General features: G+C 30.4%; 16 protein-coding genes, 1 pseudogene and 1 riboswitch. All 17 genes and pseudogenes read left to right on the forward strand.

Annotated features, from left to right (window positions below):
• Positions 1-78 precede the first annotated feature (78 nt).
• A pseudogene (locus tag AC1EJ5_RS02340) lies at positions 79-663 on the forward strand (sensor histidine kinase); the annotation flags it as partial.
• A gap of 46 nt (positions 664-709) precedes the next feature.
• The gene (locus AC1EJ5_RS02345; RefSeq protein ID WP_479814335.1) at positions 710-1390 is read left to right on the forward strand and encodes an ABC transporter ATP-binding protein; all 681 of its coding nucleotides are present in this window, start codon (positions 710-712) and stop codon (positions 1388-1390) included.
• On the forward strand, positions 1383-3815 hold the full coding sequence (locus AC1EJ5_RS02350; protein WP_308748867.1) for an ABC transporter permease: 2433 nt from the start codon (positions 1383-1385) through the stop codon (positions 3813-3815). The genes AC1EJ5_RS02345 and AC1EJ5_RS02350 overlap by 8 nt, the downstream gene beginning before the upstream one ends.
• A 132-nt stretch (positions 3816-3947) precedes the next feature.
• Positions 3948-4322 (forward strand): hypothetical protein, encoded by a 375-nt coding sequence (locus AC1EJ5_RS02355; RefSeq protein ID WP_479814337.1) that lies wholly within the window; start codon positions 3948-3950, stop codon positions 4320-4322.
• Between the two features lie 141 nt (positions 4323-4463).
• Positions 4464-4973, forward strand: coding sequence for a hypothetical protein (locus AC1EJ5_RS02360; RefSeq protein ID WP_479814339.1), 510 nt, complete (start codon positions 4464-4466; stop codon positions 4971-4973).
• A 340-nt stretch (positions 4974-5313) separates the two neighbouring features.
• Positions 5314-5886: a hypothetical protein gene (locus AC1EJ5_RS02365; RefSeq protein ID WP_223420224.1), complete on the forward strand. Its 573-nt coding sequence runs from the start codon at positions 5314-5316 to the stop codon at positions 5884-5886.
• 33 nt (positions 5887-5919) lie between these two features.
• A riboswitch (Fluoride riboswitch) is annotated at positions 5920-5993 on the forward strand.
• 37 nt (positions 5994-6030) lie between these two features.
• Entirely contained in the window at positions 6031-7233 is a 1203-nt protein-coding gene (locus AC1EJ5_RS02370) for a cation:proton antiporter (RefSeq protein ID WP_479814341.1), read from the forward strand.
• A gap of 38 nt (positions 7234-7271) precedes the next feature.
• A complete protein-coding gene (gene thyX / locus AC1EJ5_RS02375) occupies positions 7272-8045 on the forward strand; it encodes an FAD-dependent thymidylate synthase (RefSeq protein WP_348937049.1) in 774 nt (257 codons plus the stop codon).
• Between the two features lie 74 nt (positions 8046-8119).
• A complete protein-coding gene (locus tag AC1EJ5_RS02380) occupies positions 8120-8821 on the forward strand; it encodes an ABC transporter ATP-binding protein (protein WP_479814343.1) in 702 nt (233 codons plus the stop codon).
• A gap of 1 nt (position 8822) precedes the next feature.
• A complete protein-coding gene (locus tag AC1EJ5_RS02385; protein ID WP_479814345.1) occupies positions 8823-12116 on the forward strand; it encodes an FtsX-like permease family protein in 3294 nt (1097 codons plus the stop codon).
• Between the two features lie 80 nt (positions 12117-12196).
• Positions 12197-12766 carry a histidine phosphatase family protein gene (locus AC1EJ5_RS02390; protein ID WP_308748859.1) on the forward strand — a complete coding sequence of 190 codons (570 nt, stop codon included), beginning with the start codon at positions 12197-12199 and terminating at the stop codon, positions 12764-12766.
• Positions 12763-13776: a metallophosphoesterase family protein gene (locus AC1EJ5_RS02395; RefSeq protein ID WP_479814347.1), complete on the forward strand. Its 1014-nt coding sequence runs from the start codon at positions 12763-12765 to the stop codon at positions 13774-13776. Before AC1EJ5_RS02390 ends, AC1EJ5_RS02395 begins: the two co-directional genes overlap by 4 nt.
• Positions 13769-15592 carry an ATP-binding protein gene (locus tag AC1EJ5_RS02400; RefSeq protein WP_308748857.1) on the forward strand — a complete coding sequence of 608 codons (1824 nt, stop codon included), beginning with the start codon at positions 13769-13771 and terminating at the stop codon, positions 15590-15592. The genes AC1EJ5_RS02395 and AC1EJ5_RS02400 overlap by 8 nt, the downstream gene beginning before the upstream one ends.
• A complete protein-coding gene (locus tag AC1EJ5_RS02405) occupies positions 15589-16269 on the forward strand; it encodes a metallophosphoesterase (RefSeq protein ID WP_308748856.1) in 681 nt (226 codons plus the stop codon). Before AC1EJ5_RS02400 ends, AC1EJ5_RS02405 begins: the two co-directional genes overlap by 4 nt.
• The gene (locus tag AC1EJ5_RS02410) at positions 16269-16793 is read left to right on the forward strand and encodes a class IV adenylate cyclase (protein WP_223420233.1); all 525 of its coding nucleotides are present in this window, start codon (positions 16269-16271) and stop codon (positions 16791-16793) included. Before AC1EJ5_RS02405 ends, AC1EJ5_RS02410 begins: the two co-directional genes overlap by 1 nt.
• A 53-nt stretch (positions 16794-16846) precedes the next feature.
• Entirely contained in the window at positions 16847-17773 is a 927-nt protein-coding gene (gene pyrB, locus AC1EJ5_RS02415; protein ID WP_223420234.1) for an aspartate carbamoyltransferase, read from the forward strand.
• On the forward strand, positions 17766-18194 hold the full coding sequence (locus tag AC1EJ5_RS02420; RefSeq protein ID WP_223420235.1) for an aspartate carbamoyltransferase regulatory subunit: 429 nt from the start codon (positions 17766-17768) through the stop codon (positions 18192-18194). Before pyrB ends, AC1EJ5_RS02420 begins: the two co-directional genes overlap by 8 nt.

The raw sequence follows: 18194 nt of genomic DNA on the forward strand, positions 1-18194 counted from the left end.
TTCTGTGCTATATTTTGCCATTAAAAAACTGACCTCCTTTAGTTAGTTTTTAGGTCTAACTTTTGGGGGTCAGTTCACACTTCTATGGTTTTTTCTGTCGAAAATTTGGAAACTGATTACCCAGACAATGATGATATAGGAATCTTAAAAAGACAAATTCAAAGACTAAATTCTTTATCAGATATTCTGCTCAAACTATCAAGCCTTGATGCAAATAAAGAACTTATGAAAAAAGAGAAAATTAATCTTGATGAATTAGTGACCTACGCTATAGACACCTTAAATATAAAAAAATCTACAAGTATAAAAATAGAAAACAACTTAAAAGAAAATATTATTTTAGGTGATTTTTATTGGCTAACAGAAGCCCTTATTAATATTTTAAAAAATGCAGATAATAGACAAGACTGTGATAAAATATCTCTTTCATCTTACAAAAATCCTCTCTACACTTCTCTAATTGTTGAAGACAATGGTGGGGGAATTGACAAATATTCTATTAAAAAAATCTTTAAGCGTTTTTATAAAACACCAGACTCAAAGGGATTTGGAATTGGCCTTGCCATGGCAAAGACAATTGTTGAAAATAATAATGGATTAATATCTGTTGATAATACTAAAGATGGTGCAAGATTTGAAATGAAATTTTATAATGTCACCTAAAAATCACTTTACTTTTATATACTTACCTTAAATTAAGGAGGAAAGTATGGAAATTTTAAAAGTAGAAAATTTAAGAAAAGAATATGGGGAAGGCAATTCCAAGGTGGTGGCCTTAGATGGAGTTGATCTCACAATAGAAAGAGGAGAATTTGTAGCCATTGTAGGCCCTAGTGGATCTGGCAAATCAACTCTTTTACATATCATAGGTGGGGTAGATAGTCCAAGTGATGGAAAAGTTTATATAGACGGCAACGACATATCCCAATATTCATCAAAGGAATTGGCCTTATTTCGCAGGAGAAAAGTAGGATTAATCTATCAATTTTATAATTTAATTCAAAATCTAACTGTAAGGCACAACATAGAATTACCTTTAAAGCTAGATAAGAGAAAAATCCATGAAGATGTTTTAGAAGATTTAGTTAAAAAACTTGGCATAGAAAATAAACTTTATTCCTTCCCAAGTGAATTATCTGGAGGTCAGCAGCAAAGAGTTGCCATAGCAAGATCATTGATCTATAAACCATCAATAATCTTAGCTGACGAACCAACTGGCAACCTAGATAGGAAAAACTCAAAGGAAATAATTGAAATCTTTAAATATTTTAATAAGACCCTAAAACAGACTATAATCCTAATCACCCACGACGAAAAGATCGCTCTAGAGGCAGATCGAATTGTGACCATAGTCGATGGGAAAATCATAGGAGATGAAAAAAATGAATAAGAAGAATTTTCCGATTTTCATTTCAGTTTTTATTGTTTCCTTGTTTTTTACAGTTGTATTTTATTTTGCCAAGGTAAACTTGGATGCAAACTATATGCAAACAAGGGCGTCAAATTTTGCTGATGCCCACATAGATGACCACCTAAGCGAAGAAGAGCTTGGAAAAATAAGAGAGATAGATGGTGTCAAAGAAGCTGGTCGATTAAACATGGACTTCACAAGTGCAAAGCTTGATGATGATTTAGTAGTTATCTATAGACAGGATGACCATATTAACAAAATGAGAGAATTTTCATTTACTGAAGCGGGACGATTTCCTGAAAATCCGAATGAGATAATGCTATCAAAATCTCTTGTTGAAAAGCACAAATTAAAAATAGGAGATGAAATCCCTATAAGTTTTGGTAAAAGACTTCTTGGTAAAAAAGAATTAGACCCTACAAATTCAAAAATAGAAAAAGAAAGTTTTGAAAAAAATCAAATCAAATCTTATAACTTGGTTGGAATTTATGAAGATGTTTACAATAAATATGCTGGTCTATCCTATGGATTAATCTTTGATACAACAAAGGACTCTCAACCAGCGGTATTAAGATTTGATGATTTTGTTGATGTCCATCTAAATAAAAAAATATTTGAAGATGAGATCACAAAACGACTCGGCAGAAAAATAGAGATGAGATTTGACGAAAGAATAGAAAAATATTATAGAGTAAATGATACTTGGCTAGAAAAAATAATGGCTAAGGCTATGATGATATTTTTTCTTCTTTTTATGATTGTAATATTTATATTTTTTACAAGGAATATTTTCTGGGTCTGGGGACTTAGAAAAATCAAAGAACTATCTATTTATAAATCAATAGGATCAACAGATTTTCAAATATATAAGTTACTATTTAAAGAAGCAGGTCTTATTTCAATCATCCCTGTGCTTTTGGGCCACTTGTCTGGATTTTTCTTAATTTATGGTTTATATAGCTATTCGCAAAAAAACCTAGAAATATCAAAGTTTGAATATGTTACATTTAATCCTCTACTAACAGGACTCATATTATTAGTTTCATTTTTTGTAATGAGCTTATCGATAATAAAACCAGCTAGAAAGATTTCTAAAATTAATATAATAGATGGTATAAGGGGAAATATCGACTTATCCAGGTCAAAGAAAAAGAAAGATGAAGACCTATGGAAGGAATTAAGAAATAATAATCTCTCTTCTATCAAAAGTCAAAGGTATATTTCAGCCATTGGTATTTTAATAATATCTATGTTTATATTATCAATTTCTATAAGTAAGTATTTTAGGGACTATTATGATGAAGATAGTTCTTATAATATTGTCACTACTTACTATAGCTCAGATAAGAAAGTACCTGAGGTTTTAAGGTATATAGAAAAAGAGTTAGGAAGTCAAAAGTCATTTATATATAAGGATAAGTATATAGGTGTTAATAATAATCTCGACTTATCTGATCAAGCAAAAAAGTATAAATTAGATGAAAAAATCATGAAAATACTTAAAAAGAAATCGCAAGAATATTTGCAAGGCAACCTTATTGCAATGGATATAGATGATTTAGAAAAACTTGGAGGCTCTAAGGGAGAATTTATCTTATATAACCAGGTGCAAGCTGATCCATTAGAACCAATTGCAAAAGCCAAGATGGTTAAATATTTCAAAGACCCTAAAAATATAGATATTTCCATGGTTGGATTTGAAAAGAAAATAAAGATATCAAAGGAAATATACGATACAGGCGAGTTTGAATTTAAGCCATTTCCCTTTGTAGTAAATATTTTTACTGACTATGAAACATATTTTGACTTGGTTGAAGAAGCTAAGGATGAAAAATATCTAAACTATCCATATACATTGAAGATGAAAATAGATGACAAAGACCTATCAAGTGCCAAAGAATTTATAGAAAATAAACTCAGAGAATCTCTTCAAATCAATGAAAGATATGATATATTTGTAGGCAAAGAAATAGAAGAGCAAGAAGCATCTTCTTTGAAGTATTTGCTATATATCTCATTAGCAGTTGGCCTAATTATATTTATACTAAATGTGACAAATGGATATGCATCTATAAATCTATCCCTGATCTCAAGAAAAAAAGAAATTGCTAGCCTGTATTCATCAGGTATGGACATAGGTGACCTAAAAGGAAAATATGAAAAAGAATTTTTCGTGGAACAAGTCAAATCTTTTCTATTAGTAAGTTTTATCAGTCTTACTGTGATGGTAATAATATCTATACTATCACCACAATTTAGTCTACTTATACTCTTGAAATATTTTGATTATAAAATGTATTTGGGATTTGCACTGGTTGTTTATGCGATAAATCTATTGATCTATCACTTATCTTTAAAAAGAATTCTAAACAGACCAACAATTGATCTAATTAGAACAGAATAAATCAATGAGAGCAGCTCTTTACGGGGCTGTTTTTGTTTTTTTAAATATATAAATATATCCTAAATTATAATATTAAAGTATATTTTTGCATATTAAGTAAATTTATTTTATAATAAAAATAAAAAGGTATATATGGAAAATTTTAAAAAGTATATTATAGAAGATTTAAGTCCAGAGCCACTTTTCATTGTCGATATAAGTTGGAATCATGAGGGACTTAAAGTGACTTTAGAAAGCGAGTCAGGTTTAGATAAAATCGGTATTTTATTTTATGAAACAGTTTATTTATACCAGGACACAGCAGAATCCTATAAGCCAAGGTGGCGGATTGATCCATCTGACGAATATTATCCATTTTATTATAGTAAAAATTCAGAGATGATTGATAAATTAAAAGAAGATGTCGACTATGTTAGAGATGATGAAATAATTCATTTTGTGATAATTGGTCTTGATGATGTTATAGATGTCTTGACAATTGAGATGCCAAAAGTTTTTAAATTATAAAAGGAGGATACTATTTTTTTAAAAAAAACAGTTAAGAAATTTTTTGTAGATGATGGAAGCTATGACCTATTATGGTTTATATTTGGATTGGTAATTTTATTTGTTTTTGCATTTCTAAGTATGCCTTATTGGATTTTTTGTTTGGGTATTGGAGTCCTAACGAGTGGGATTTTTAGATATATTACAACAGATGCTCTTTTTTATGATGATTTTAAAAATTTATACAACAGAAAAGATAGACTTAATTACATATTCAGTAAAAATATTTTTACAATTTTATTTGTAGGGTTTATAATTCTTATCTCTTCCTTGGTAATAGGTATTATTTCCAAAATATTTTTAATTAGAAAAATAAACTTTGAATTTAGAATATTATTTACCTTAATTTTTTATATACTTGGGGTTGAAAATATTATTTTACTATTTTCCCACAAGGGACTTCCGTCTTATAATGGGGGATATAAAAGAAATTTTGAGGTTGATTTGCGAATTGGGTTAGAAAACCTAAAATCAATGCTTCCATCATTATTAGTGAACATTTGTTTAGGTATTTTAATATTTAATTTTCAAATAGATATGAATATTATAAAAGGAACTCTTTTACTCTTTATTTCTATAATTATTTTTGTAATAAGTAAAGCTACAAAATAATGTTGTTTGAAGTACAATTTTTTATTTGTTAAGTTTGGAAATTATTTAAAATATGATTTAATAAGGATTGATTATGAGAAAAAATAAAGGAATTTTTTATTTTATTTTATACATAGGATCTTTTCCTTTGTTATATTTGTGCTTTATTTTGTGTGCAAAAATTGATTTTATTCCACTATTTAACAATATATTTTTAGGGCTAGGAATACTGTCATTTTTTGCATCTCAAATATATTTTATATTAAAATTTACAGACCTTAATATTAATTTTTATTTAAAACTATTGTCAACTCTTCTTATGATTGGAATAGGTTTTTTGGCAGGATATGTGGTTTTGATTATGAGTATCTTTGCTTTTAAGGACTATATTCCTTTTACTTATGAAGGAGAAAAATATTATCTCTTAAATGAAGGCTGGGTTGATTTTGAATACGTGGTTTATAGGAAAGATTTTATAACTATGGATAAGATGACATTTGAGGATAGTGAGAAAACTTTTAAAAACCTTGATCAAATAACAAACAAAGATACAAGAGCGAGTCTTAAATTTTATCTAAACAAGGATAAAGTGACTAATGATGTAAAAATACCTGCAGAAAATGAAAATGAAAAAGAAATCCAAAGCCAAACTCAAAGGCTAAATGATTTTGCTCTGGAGGATGTAAAAGAAATTCCAAATTCAAATTTCGGTCTTCTTGAAGTAGATAGGGCAGGGGCCAGGTCAAGGCGGTTTTTTGTTGATATTAAAGATGGAAAAATAAAATTTATATCGGAGATTCCTGATACAAGCCCAGATATTTCTGGATCTGTAAAAGAGGATGGGTCTTTTTTAATTATTTGTAAAGATATTAATGGCAATGAAAAACAATATAAATCAAGTGATTTTGGAAAAAACTTTGAACCTATTAATTAAAAATAATTTGATTTTATAGGACTTGTGCATATAATAATTTTAGGGAATGAAGTACTCCCTTGATAATTATAATCTAAAACGCGTTTGCTGATGACTTCTACATTTTTGTAGGGTTGTCAGCTTTTTTATTAGAAAGGAGAGTTTATGATTTTATCACTCGGACTTATTTTAATTGTGGGTATGGTTTTTGCCAAAATCTTTGATAAGTTAAAACTACCTAGGATAATTGGAATGCTTCTTACAGGAATTATCTTAGGACCACAAGTATTGAATTTACTTGATGCTAATATTTTGAAAATATCACCAGATTTAAGAACTATTGCATTAATTGTAATTTTATTAAAGGCAGGGTTAAGCCTTGATATAGGAGATCTAAAAAAAGTAGGCAGATCTGCAATTTTGTTATCATTTCTACCAGCAAGTTTTGAGATTTTAGCCTATGCTATTTTTGTCCCAAAGATTTTAGATTTAAATCTCATAGATGGATTATTGATGGGAGCCGTTATGGCTGCGGTTTCTCCAGCTATTGTTGTTCCTAGGATGGTAAAACTTATTGATGAAGGCTATGGCAAGGATGAATCTATTCCACAAATGATACTAGCGGGGGCATCTTGTGATGATGTTTTTGTTTTGGTTTTATTTTCAAGCTTTTTATCCATGGCCAAAGGAAGCGCATTTTCTTTTAAATCTTTATTAAAAGTACCAGTTTCAATTACCTTGGGTATTGGATTTGGTATCGTAATTGGTTATTTATTGTACTTATTTTTTGAAAGAAGATATAAAAATGGATCTTATATTAGGAATTCTTCTAAGGTAATTATAATCTTAGCCCTTGCCTTCTTGCTTGTAAGTCTTGAAGGCCTAGTTAAAGAAATAATCCCAATTTCAGGTCTTTTAGCTGTTATAGCTATGGCTTCTTCTTATAAGATAAAAGCAGACGATGGTGTTGTTGAAAGGCTTTCAGAAAAATTTGCTAAACTTTGGATTTTCGCAGAAATTTTATTATTTGTCCTTGTTGGAGCAGAAGTTGATATCAAATATATGACAAGAATTGGCTTTATAGGTATTGCCTTAATCTTCTTAGGACTTTTAATTAGGTCTATTGGAGTATTTATTTCAGTTGCTGGAAGTAGACTTAGTAAAAATGAAAAAATATTTACAATACTAGCCTACACACCAAAAGCTACTGTTCAAGCAGCAATAGGGTCAGTTGCCCTTGCTAATGGTATTGAATCAGGGATGGCGATTTTATCTATAGCTGTCTTAGGCATAATTATTACCGCCCCTCTAGGTGCTATTCTAATCGATAAGTCTTATAAAAAATTATTAAAAAAAGCTCCAAATTAAATTAGAGGTATAATGCTTTTAAATATTAGGAGGAAGTTATGGCAGAAACAAAGTTAAAAGTTAGTTTATTAAATTATACAAAAAATGGTGAAGAAACAATAGCTCAGGCTGGAAAATTGTGCTATTCTCCTGTTGGAGTTGATGAAATATCTAAAAAACAAGACCCTGATTCAATAGCTAAGTATGTAAAGATGCTTGCAAACTTGGGGCACTTAAGTCCAATCGAGCATATTTCCTTTACATTCGCGGTTGAAGGTGTCTCAAGGACTCTAACCCATCAACTTGTTCGTCATAGGCTTGCCTCTTATTCACAACAGTCTCAAAGATATGTAAAACTAGATGGTTTTGAATATGTAATACCTCGTCACATAAAGGAAAATCCAGAAGCTAGGAAGATTTTTATCGAAGCCATGGAAAAAGATCAAGAGGCTTACGATAAGCTAGCAGAAATTCTTACAAAAAAGCACTATGAAGACCTATTAAATGAGGGAGAAGACGAAAAATCTGCAAAAAGAAAAGCTACTAAGATGGCTATTGAAGATGCTAGGTATGTTTTTCCTAATGCATGCGAAACAAAAATAGTTTTTACAATGAATGCAAGAACACTATTACATTTTTTTAATCTTAGGTCTTGTAACAGGGCCCAATGGGAGATAAGGGAGATGTCTGACCAGATGGTAAAATTAGTGAAAGATATTTATCCAAATGTTTTCGCATCTGCTGGTCCATCATGTATATCAGGTCCATGCCCTGAAGGCAAGATGACTTGCGGAAAAATACAAGAAGTGAGAGAAAAATTTAAAAATATATAAGGGCCTTTGGCTCTTTTATTTTGCGACAAAATGGGTATAAATAAAGAATAAGGATAAAGAAAGTTGAGGTTTCTATGTCTTATATAGAATTAAATGAAGTAAGCAAAAAATATAAGTCTGGCCAGTCTGAAATACTTGCTAACGACAGGATTAGTTTTAACCTAGACGAGGGTAGACTTTTAATAATTGTTGGTGCGTCAGGTGCTGGAAAGACAACACTTTTAAATATAATTGGTGGTATGGAACAAGCGACTAGCGGAGATATTATTATAGACGGGAAAAATTTAAGCAAGCTTAATGAAAATGACCTTACCAAATATCGCAGAGATGATGTTGGCTTTGTATTTCAACATTATAACCTCATTCCAAACCTCACAGCCCTAGAAAATGTAGAGCTTGCCAGTGAGATCTCTAAGGATTCTTTAAATGCAGATGAGATTTTAGACCAAGTCGGACTTTCTAAAAGAGAAGGTAATTTCCCTTCTCAACTTTCTGGTGGTGAACAGCAAAGAGTTGCTATTGCAAGGGCTTTAGCAAAAAATCCAAAGCTTCTTTTGTGCGATGAGCCTACAGGTGCTCTTGATTATAAAACAGGAAAAAATATCTTAAAACTCCTCCAGGATGCTTCAAGGACTTTTAATTCTACAGTCATAATAATAACCCATAATTCACTTATAAAACCAATGGCAGATGAAGTAATAGAGTTAAAAGACGGTAGGATTTTAAATGCTTATACAAATGAAGATCCTGTTCCAGTAGAAGAACTTGAGTGGTAGTATGAATAAGACCTATATAAAAAATATCCTAAGAGATATTAAAAAAACAAAGGGAAAAGTTTTTTCTATAGGGGTTATGGTTGGGCTTGCTACAATGGTAATTGTTGCCTTAAACCTAACAGGCCCATCTATGAGAAAAAGCTTGAGGTCATCTTTAGATAAGTTTGGCCACCCAGATATAATTGTGAAATCAACTTATCCAATGGATTACGAGGATAAAATCCTTTTGGATAATGATAAGGACATTGACGATATTTCCTATATAAAAACTTTGGATTTGATGGATGGAGAAAAAGTAATAAGGTTAAAATCCTTTGACAAAAGTTTTGGGAAAATTAACCTTGAAAAGGGAGACCTAATTAAAAATGATAGGGAAATTATTCTTGATAAGTCCTTAGAAAAATATTATAAAATTGGCGATGAGGTTAATTTTTCATATATAAATGATGATCAAAAAGAGAATTCCAAGATAAAAAATACTAAATATAAGGTGGTTGGATTTTTTTCTACCAGTGAAAAAATAATGGAGGATATGAGGGAACTTTCTCCTGTAGGCAAAAAGGAAATCGAGGGCTTTGCCTTTGTAAATGCTGACAATTTCACAAGTGATAAGTTCAACGAGATAAATATTTCCTACAAAGATACCTTTGAAATGGATAAAACTAGCGACCAATATATTAGTTTTGTAAAAGGCAAAAAGGAAAAAATCGAAGATGATATATATCTCAGACCAAAGGAAGTTTTAGAGAAAATTAAGACTGACGCCAATGACAAAATCTCAGATGCGGAAGATGATATAAATGAAGCAGAAGATAAAATAAGTAAAACTGAAAAAGACCTTCAAGATGCAAAAGTTAAACTTGATGACGGTTTTAATGAGTATGAAAAAAATAAGTCTAAATTTGAAAGAGAAATCCGTGATGGTGAAAATAAACTAATTAACTCTAGGAGTGAATTAGAAGATGGCCAATCTAAGCTTGAGGATGCTAAAAAATCCCTGGCAGCATCAAAAAGAGAATATGAAGCAAAAATATCTGAAAATGAAAAACTCTTAGAAGAAAAACTAAAAGAATTAAATTCAGTAAAAAGCCAAATCGAAGAGAAAAAAATAGAAATACAAAATGGCATAGATGCTATAGATAAGGCAGCAAATGAACAAAAAGAAACTTTGTTAGATCAATATAGCGGTGGAAATACATCAGGTCTTGAACAAATTCCAAGCGAAGAAGAAATTAAGGCTCAGCTTGAAGAACAAAAGGCACCACTTATATCAGCACTAAAAGAAATTGAAGCTAAAGAGGTTGAATTAAATGCTGGCTTTTCTGAATATAAGAAAGGTAAGGCTGAATTTGAAACTCAAAAACAAGAAGGCCTTGCAAAAATTAATGCTGGTCAAGCAGAAATTGATAAAAACCAAAGAGAAATTAACCAAGGATGGACTCAGTACTATGAAGGAAGGGATAAGCTTGCCTTTAATAAAAGAGATGGAAAAAGAAAATTAGAAGATGCTTACAAAAAGCTAGTCACATCTAAAGCTGATTATGAGAAGGGTCTTAAGGAATTTTCTGACAAAAAAACTGAGGCAGAGGAAAAAATCCAAGACGGCAAAAAGAAAATTTCTGATAATAAAGAAGCCCTAGTTAAACTTAGGGACCCAGAATACAAAGTTGAGACAATTTTTGATAACCAAGGTATTGATACTTATTATAAAAATTCTTTGAACATGGATTCACTTTCAAAGGTATTCCCAGCCTTTTTCTACATGGTAGCCATGCTTGTGACCCTTACAACTATGAAAAGATATATCCAAGAACAAAGGTTAATAAACGGTACATTAAAATCTCTTGGCTATACCAACCAAATGATTGCCAAAAGATTTTATATTTATGGTTTAATACCAACCATAATTGGGTCGGTAATCGGTGGAATTCTAGGAAGACTTATAATAGTCAAGGTAATTTTTGATGCCTATTCTACTGGTTTTGAAATCCTTAATGTAGAGTATGTAAACTCATTTATGGTGATAATTGCTTCTATCATCCTATCATCACTATTGGTAAGCCTTACTGTTTTCTTTACATCAAAATCAACTGTTAGGGAAACTCCGGCAAGGTTATTAATGCCACTTTCACCAGAAAGAGGATCCACAATCTTACTAGAAAAGATTAAACCAATTTGGAAAAGATTGTCCTTTATGCAAAAAATTACTGCTAGAAATCTTTTTAGGTACAAGTCAAGGATGTTTATGACAATCTTTGGTGTAGCAGGATGTACAGCTCTTATATTTTTTGGTTTTGCAATGATTGATTCTCTAAAGGATACAGCTTCTATCCAGCAAAATGAAATCCATAACTATAAGGCAGTTGCGATTTTAGATGAAAAGGCAAGTGATGAAGATAAGGCAAAATACGATGATAAGATAAAATCTTACGAAAGTTTACCAATTAAAAATGATTCGGCAAACCTAGCTAAAGATGGTATAGATCTTGAGATATCAGTTGTAATTCCAAATGATAATAAATCCTATAAAGATTTTGTTACTTTAAGAAAAAATAGGAAAAATCCAATAGATTTAGAACAAGCTAAGGCTGTCCTTACCGAAAATGCTAGTAAGAAACTCAACATAAAAACAGGGGATGCCATAAAAATCAAGGTAGATGATAAGGTTCTTGAGGTAAAAATTGGAGCCATAGCAGAAAATTACGTAGCAGATTATTTATACTTATCAAAAGATTATTACGAGGAATTAGCTAATGAAAAAGTACAAGTAAATGCTAATTACATTAAAGGCAATCCTGATGAGATAATTGAGAAGTTGGAAGATACTGGATCAGTACTCGCAGTTATTAATACTGGGAAGGCCTATGCTTCAATGGACGCTCTTTTGGCAAATCTAAACCTTGTAATAGTAGTTATTACACTTATATCATCTGTTCTAGCAAGTGTTGTTTTATATAATATTACTGATATAAATGTAAGTGAAAGAAAAAGAGAACTTGCGACAATCAAGGTTTTAGGATTTTATCCTAAAGAGGTGACTTCATATATCTATAGGGAAATATTCATCTTAACAATTTTAGGGATAATATTTGGATTTGGCCTTGGTTACCTAATGTTTAGGTACATTATTGATCTGGTTGCACCAAGAAATATTATGCTTGCCTACAAACTTCACCCAATCAGTTTTATAGTTTCTGCGACCATTACCCTAATATTATCGATAATTATTTTAGTATATGTACACAAAAAATTAAAGAAAATTGATATGGCTGAGGCCATGTCAAGTGGAGAATGATAAAAGGCGGGAAACCGTCTTTTATTTTGCAAAACTAGATAAAAAGATAAACTTTGTTATAATTATTAAAGAGGTGGAATATGAAAATTATTTTTGTAAGACATGGTTTAACCATGGCAAATATAGAAAAAAAATACTCTACACCTGACACCAGACTAGAGGAATCAGGTTTATATATACTAGATAAGACAAAAGAACTTTTAAAAAACTACGATATTGACCAGGTTTATACTTCGGGCTTGATACGCAGCCAAGAAACTGCGAAGATTTTGGGTTACGAGGACTATTTGGTAGATACAAGATTAAATGAAATGGATTTTGGGGATTTTAAGGGGCAAAACATTTATGATGTGAGGGAAAAATATAAGGATTTTTTCCAAAAAGAAAAAGAATCCTACTTCGACCTAGCATATCCAAATGGAGAATCAAGGAGAGATGTAATTAATAGACTTTCATCATTTCTAGATGAAAAAACTAGAGAAGATAAAAATATACTAGCTATAAGTCACGGCATAGCCATAAGATCAAGTCTCTTTTGGATTTTAAAAGATCTTGATAATTGGCAATCTTTTTGGATAGACAACGGATCACTTACAGTTTACAATATAAATAATGACAAAAGATTGATAGAAAGCGTAAATCTTATATGAAATTTATCCACCTAGCTGACTGCCATCTTGGAGATAGGTTTGATTTTAAAAGTGGACTTTCAAATCAGATTAGAGAAAATAATAAAAAATCTTTGGAAGATATTTTAAGAAACAATAAGGATTTAGATTTTTTATTAATTGCTGGCGACTTATATGAAAGGTCATTATTTACACTTAAAGATTATAAAGAACTTTTTGACTGTATTGAAGACTTTGGCAAAGATGTTTTTTATGTAGCAGGAAATCATGATTATATTGGAGAAGAAAATGAGGCTATTTTTAAAATGAAACCTACTAATCTCCATATTTTTAATTATGAAAATCTTGAGTATTACGAAATAAATTCCACAAGAATATATGGCTTATCCTATAGGGATAGGATTTTTAGTAAAGATTTTTCTTATGATATAGACTTAGATTCTGATTATTTTAATATCTTACTGGTACATGCTACAATAAATAATCCTGAGTCTTCATATTTAAATTTAAATTTAGATAAATTAAAGAAAATAGGCTTTGATTACGTTGCCCTTGGTCACATCCACAAATGGGAAAATTTTGGAAATAATATATACTATGCTGGGTCTATAGAACCAAGCGATTTTTCAGATATTTATGATTATGGTTATATCCTCTTTGATCAAGGAGAAATCACTCATATTGATTCATCGATAATGCAATTTTATGATTTAGAATTAAACTTAGATAATTTTAAAGACGAAAATGAATTGATTTCATATGTGAATTCTAAACTTAAATCTAATAAGGAAAATTATTTAAGATTAAACATTGATGGCACAGTTAATACCAAAAAGATTAAGGAGGGGATAAGGGCTAATCATCTTGAAATAAGGTTAACAGAACCTGAGTCGCTTTATGACCTAGTTAACCTATATCCAAATTCTTTATTAGAAAAATATTGGAAAAAATTTCCAGAAGAACTATCAGATACAGAAAAAAGAGCCCTAGAATTAGGATTAGATGCAATTTATAGGAGCAAGGATGACTAGGATTTTTATTGAAGAATTAAATATTAAGTCTTTTGGTAAATTTCAAAATGAAATAATAAAGCTAGAGCCTTCCTTTAACCTAATTTATGGTTTAAACGAAACCGGAAAAACAACAATAAAAAATTTCATAGAAGGTATGTTCTATGGTTTTGATGAGGGAAAATTAAGGATTAGTTTTTCGAATAAAAGAGAAATATATAGGCCAAAGTCATCTTATATCTATGCTGGTGAGATGAAAATTAGAAAAAATGATAAATTATATTTGCTTTATAGAAATTTTGATAATGGAGATTTTAGGATTACAAATTTAAGCTGCAATAAAGAGTTGGATATTAAAAAATCAGACTTAAATGCTCCTGGTAAATTTTTTCTAGGGATTGATTATGATATTTATAAATCTTATATATCATCAGAACAAATACAGGAAATTAGTTCAGATAGTAAGAAGAAAATTCTTGAAAAATTGTCCTCATCTGATGTAGACTATAATTTTTCAGTCAAAAATGCTTTGGAAATTTTAGATAACAGGTTAAGAGAACTCGGCACTGATAGGGCTTATACCAAGCCGTATTATAAGACAAAAGAAAAAATAGAAAATTTAGATGTTGAAATTGCTGAAATTGATAGGCTAAAAAGAGATTTTTATAAGTCTTTTAAAAAATTAGAAGAAGAAAAAAGTATTCTTTCAGATAGTGAAATTGAATACAAAACAAAAAAAGAAACTAATCAAATTTATCAGCAAAAAAGATCAGATGAAAATTTTAAATCCTATAGGCAGTGGTCTGATAAACTCTTTGAATTAGATAAGGAGTTAGAGGCTTATGCTGACCTTGAGGGATTAGATAAAGAAAATTTAACACTTGAAGAATCAAAGGATATAAAAAAAGATTATAGACTCATCTACACCTTTGCAATTCTTGGCTTAGCCTTATTAGTTATATTTTCTAAAAATCCCTATATTTTACTTTTAAGCCTACCTTTTATCTATCTTATTTTAAGGCCTCTTAACGAAGATGGAGGAAATAATCAAGCTGAGTATAATAGTCTAAGGCGTAGATTTGAAAAATATGAAAATCTTCTTTCTGAAAGAGAGAAAATTTTAGATGTTTTGGATATATTAAAAAAACAAGACTTAAGTTTAATAGTAGATGACAAGGCAAAGAATCTTGATTTTACAGACTATGATAATATAAAAGAACTTAAAGAAATTTCAAAACTTGAATCTGAAATAAGAGACCGTAGACTAAAAATACATTCTCAAGAAAAAGAACTTTTATCAGTTGATAATATACTACAAAAAGAAGCAGGTCTACGTGATGACCTTAAATATCAAAGAGATATACTAGAAAAAATAGAGAAAGAAATAGAAGCAATTAAGCTTGCTAAAAAAATTATTCTAGAAATCGCTGGTGAGAATAGGGCAGATATTGATAAGTTAAATAGGAAAATTAAAACTATTTTGAACGAGGCCAGCAAATCACAATTTGTAGTTAGTTTTGATAAGGACTTACAAAGTCAAATTAGAGATAAGTCTAGTTTTGTTTATAATGAAGACCAGCTGTCGAAAGGATTTTTTGACCAAGTTAATTTGGCTATGAAATTAAGCCTTGTAGAAGAAGTTGTTAAAGATTGTTTTTTGATTTTTGATGATGCCTTCATAAACTTTGATATAGAAAGATTGATTAGGTTTTTATATTTGATTCTAGATGAATCTTCTGAAAGGCAAATAATTTATTTTACTTGTCATAAAAGAGAAGAAGATTTTTTTGAAGCTGAAAATATTGATGTTAATAGAATACAATTGGAGGATAGATGATATATGCTCTAGCTGATCTACATTTAGATTATACTGAAGAAAAATCTATGGAGGTCTTTGGAGATGCTTGGGAAAATTACCAAGAGAAAATCTTCACAAATTGGAAAAATAGAATAAAAGATGAAGATACAGTCTTAGTTCCAGGTGATATATCTTGGGCTATGGATATCAAGGATGCAAAGATAGATCTTGCGAAAATAGATGCCCTTCCAGGTAGAAAGATAATGATGAAGGGCAATCATGATTTTTGGTGGTCATCTCTAAATAAACTAAATCAGTTGGGACTTAATTCAATAGAGTTTTTGCAAAATAATTCTTTTGAAGTTGAAGATTATTTGATTTGCGGAACAAGAGGTTGGATTTCTAGGGATAGTAGGGATTTCACTGAACATGATGAGAAAATTTTCAAAAGAGAGCTTCTAAGACTTGAAAATTCAATAAGAAGTTTGAAATCTGATAAAAAGTTAATTATAAATCTCCACTACCCACCGATAAATACTGACGGTTCTTTGAATGAATTTTTTGATTTAGCCAAAGAGTTTAAGGCCCATACTGTAATATATGGTCACCTCCATGGGAATGGTCATAGGTTGATAAAGGAAGGAAATTATGAAGGGGTCAATTTAGTTTGTGTATCAAGTGATTATGTAGATTTTGACCCAGTTAGGATAGGATAATGCAAAGAGAAATAGAAGTTAAAGTTTTAAATATAATTCCTGAGGAAATTGAAGAAAAATTAATAAGCCTTGGGGCAGAGAAAATATGTAGGGAAATGCAAACAAATTACACTTTTGAACCAGAAAATGGAGAATTTGAAAAAGGATATCTAAGGATTAGGGAAAGCCTTGTAGATGATAAGAGAAATCCAATAGAACTAACATTTAAGGAAGTAAAGGGTGATGAGGATGTAAGGATTAATAATGAATTTACAGTTCATATTGATTCTGTATCTATGATGACTTCAATCCTTGATAAAATGGGCGTAAAATTAAAATACAAGGGAAATAAAGAAAGAATATCATATAGGTACAAGGGTCAGAGATTTGATATAGACACTTGGGATAAAAATACCTACCCACACCCATATATGGAAATTGAATTTACAAACCAATCAAAAATAGATGAAATTCTTGATGATTTAGGCATTGAAAAGGGCATGGTTACCACAAAGTCAATTTCAGATTTAATTAGTGAATTATAATTTTGACAGATAGAAATATACTGGTATAATTTTAAAAAATCTAAGGAGAAAGTATGATTTCTATTAAAAATTTATTAAATTCGCACGATTTGACAAAAGAAGATTTACTTGAAATTATCGAACTAGGAAATGATATTTATAAGAGTCCAGCCGATTTTTCTCATTCAGCAGATGGGAAGTTATTGGGGACTCTTTTTTTTGAGCCTTCAACTAGGACAAGATTATCATTTGAATCCGCCATGCTAAGACTGGGAGGATCCGTAGTTGGATTTTCTGATGCTAGCGTGTCATCTGCAAAAAAAGGTGAAAGCCTACAAGATACAGTTAAGACTGTAAGTCAATATGCTGATATAATTGCCATGCGCCACCCACAAGAAGGTGCTGCTTATCTTGCAAGCCTTGCAGCTGATTGCCCAATCATTAATGCAGGCGACGGTGGTCACCAACACCCAACTCAAACTCTTACAGATATGCTAACAATTAGTAACTACAAAGAAAGCTTTGATAACCATGTTATAGGCATTTGTGGCGACCTAAAATACGGTAGAACAGTTCACTCTTTAATAAAAATTTTAAATCTTTTTGAGGGAAATAAATACATATTAATTTCTCCAGAAGAATTAAAGCTTCCACAATATGTAAAAGAAGAAGTTTTTGATGAAAATTCTGAGTATGAAGAAGTAAGAAGTCTTGATGAAGTAATGGATAAGATTGACATTCTTTATATGACAAGGATTCAAAGAGAAAGATTTTACTCTGATGCCCAATACACAAGACTAAAAGACTCATATCTTTTAGATAAGGAAAAAATGGACAGGGCTAGGGAAGATATGATAGTATTACACCCACTTCCTAGAGTTAACGAAATAGCAAAAGAAGTCGATAGTGACCCAAGAGCAGTTTATTTTAAACAAGCAAAATTTGGTATGTATGTAAGAATGGCACTTATTATGAAATTATTGGAGGCAAACAATGATTGAGATTACAAGTATTAAAGACGGAATAGTAATAGACCACATTAGGGCTGGTTTAGGCATGCAAATATATAATCTTTTAGACCTAAAAGATTTGAAAAATGAAGTTGCTATAATCTTAAATGCTTCTTCTACAAGATTTGGCAAAAAAGATATCCTAAAAATTGCTAATAATATCCAAATAAACTTAGATGCAGTTTCAATCATCGATCCAACTGCAACTGTAAATATTATAGAAAATGAAAAGGTAGTTAAAAAACTCCAACTAGAACTTCCAGAAAAGGCAGTTGATATTCTAACATGTCAAAATCCAAAGTGCGTATCAACAAGTGAGAGAGAAGTTCAAAGCGAATTTATTTTGATAAATAAAGAAGAAAAAACATATAAGTGTGCTTACTGTGGCCACATTTACGACGTGGAAGAATAA

The sequence above is a fragment of the Anaerococcus sp. C0059F3 genome, from assembly GCF_056590475.1.

Coding starts and splice junctions, on each gene's coding strand:
- pyrB (WP_223420234.1), top strand. CDS start 16,847: ATGATTTCTATTAAAAATTTATTAAATTCGCACGATTTGACAAAAGAA.
- AC1EJ5_RS02395 (WP_479814347.1), top strand. CDS start 12,763: ATGAAATTTATCCACCTAGCTGACTGCCATCTTGGAGATAGGTTTGAT.
- AC1EJ5_RS02405 (WP_308748856.1), top strand. CDS start 15,589: ATGATATATGCTCTAGCTGATCTACATTTAGATTATACTGAAGAAAAA.
- AC1EJ5_RS02365 (WP_223420224.1), top strand. CDS start 5,314: ATGAGTATCTTTGCTTTTAAGGACTATATTCCTTTTACTTATGAAGGA.
- AC1EJ5_RS02355 (WP_479814337.1), top strand. CDS start 3,948: ATGGAAAATTTTAAAAAGTATATTATAGAAGATTTAAGTCCAGAGCCA.
- AC1EJ5_RS02345 (WP_479814335.1), top strand. CDS start 710: ATGGAAATTTTAAAAGTAGAAAATTTAAGAAAAGAATATGGGGAAGGC.
- AC1EJ5_RS02380 (WP_479814343.1), top strand. CDS start 8,120: ATGTCTTATATAGAATTAAATGAAGTAAGCAAAAAATATAAGTCTGGC.
- AC1EJ5_RS02350 (WP_308748867.1), top strand. CDS start 1,383: ATGAATAAGAAGAATTTTCCGATTTTCATTTCAGTTTTTATTGTTTCC.
- AC1EJ5_RS02385 (WP_479814345.1), top strand. CDS start 8,823: ATGAATAAGACCTATATAAAAAATATCCTAAGAGATATTAAAAAAACA.
- AC1EJ5_RS02370 (WP_479814341.1), top strand. CDS start 6,031: ATGATTTTATCACTCGGACTTATTTTAATTGTGGGTATGGTTTTTGCC.
- thyX (WP_348937049.1), top strand. CDS start 7,272: ATGGCAGAAACAAAGTTAAAAGTTAGTTTATTAAATTATACAAAAAAT.
- AC1EJ5_RS02420 (WP_223420235.1), top strand. CDS start 17,766: ATGATTGAGATTACAAGTATTAAAGACGGAATAGTAATAGACCACATT.
- AC1EJ5_RS02410 (WP_223420233.1), top strand. CDS start 16,269: ATGCAAAGAGAAATAGAAGTTAAAGTTTTAAATATAATTCCTGAGGAA.
- AC1EJ5_RS02390 (WP_308748859.1), top strand. CDS start 12,197: ATGAAAATTATTTTTGTAAGACATGGTTTAACCATGGCAAATATAGAA.
- AC1EJ5_RS02400 (WP_308748857.1), top strand. CDS start 13,769: ATGACTAGGATTTTTATTGAAGAATTAAATATTAAGTCTTTTGGTAAA.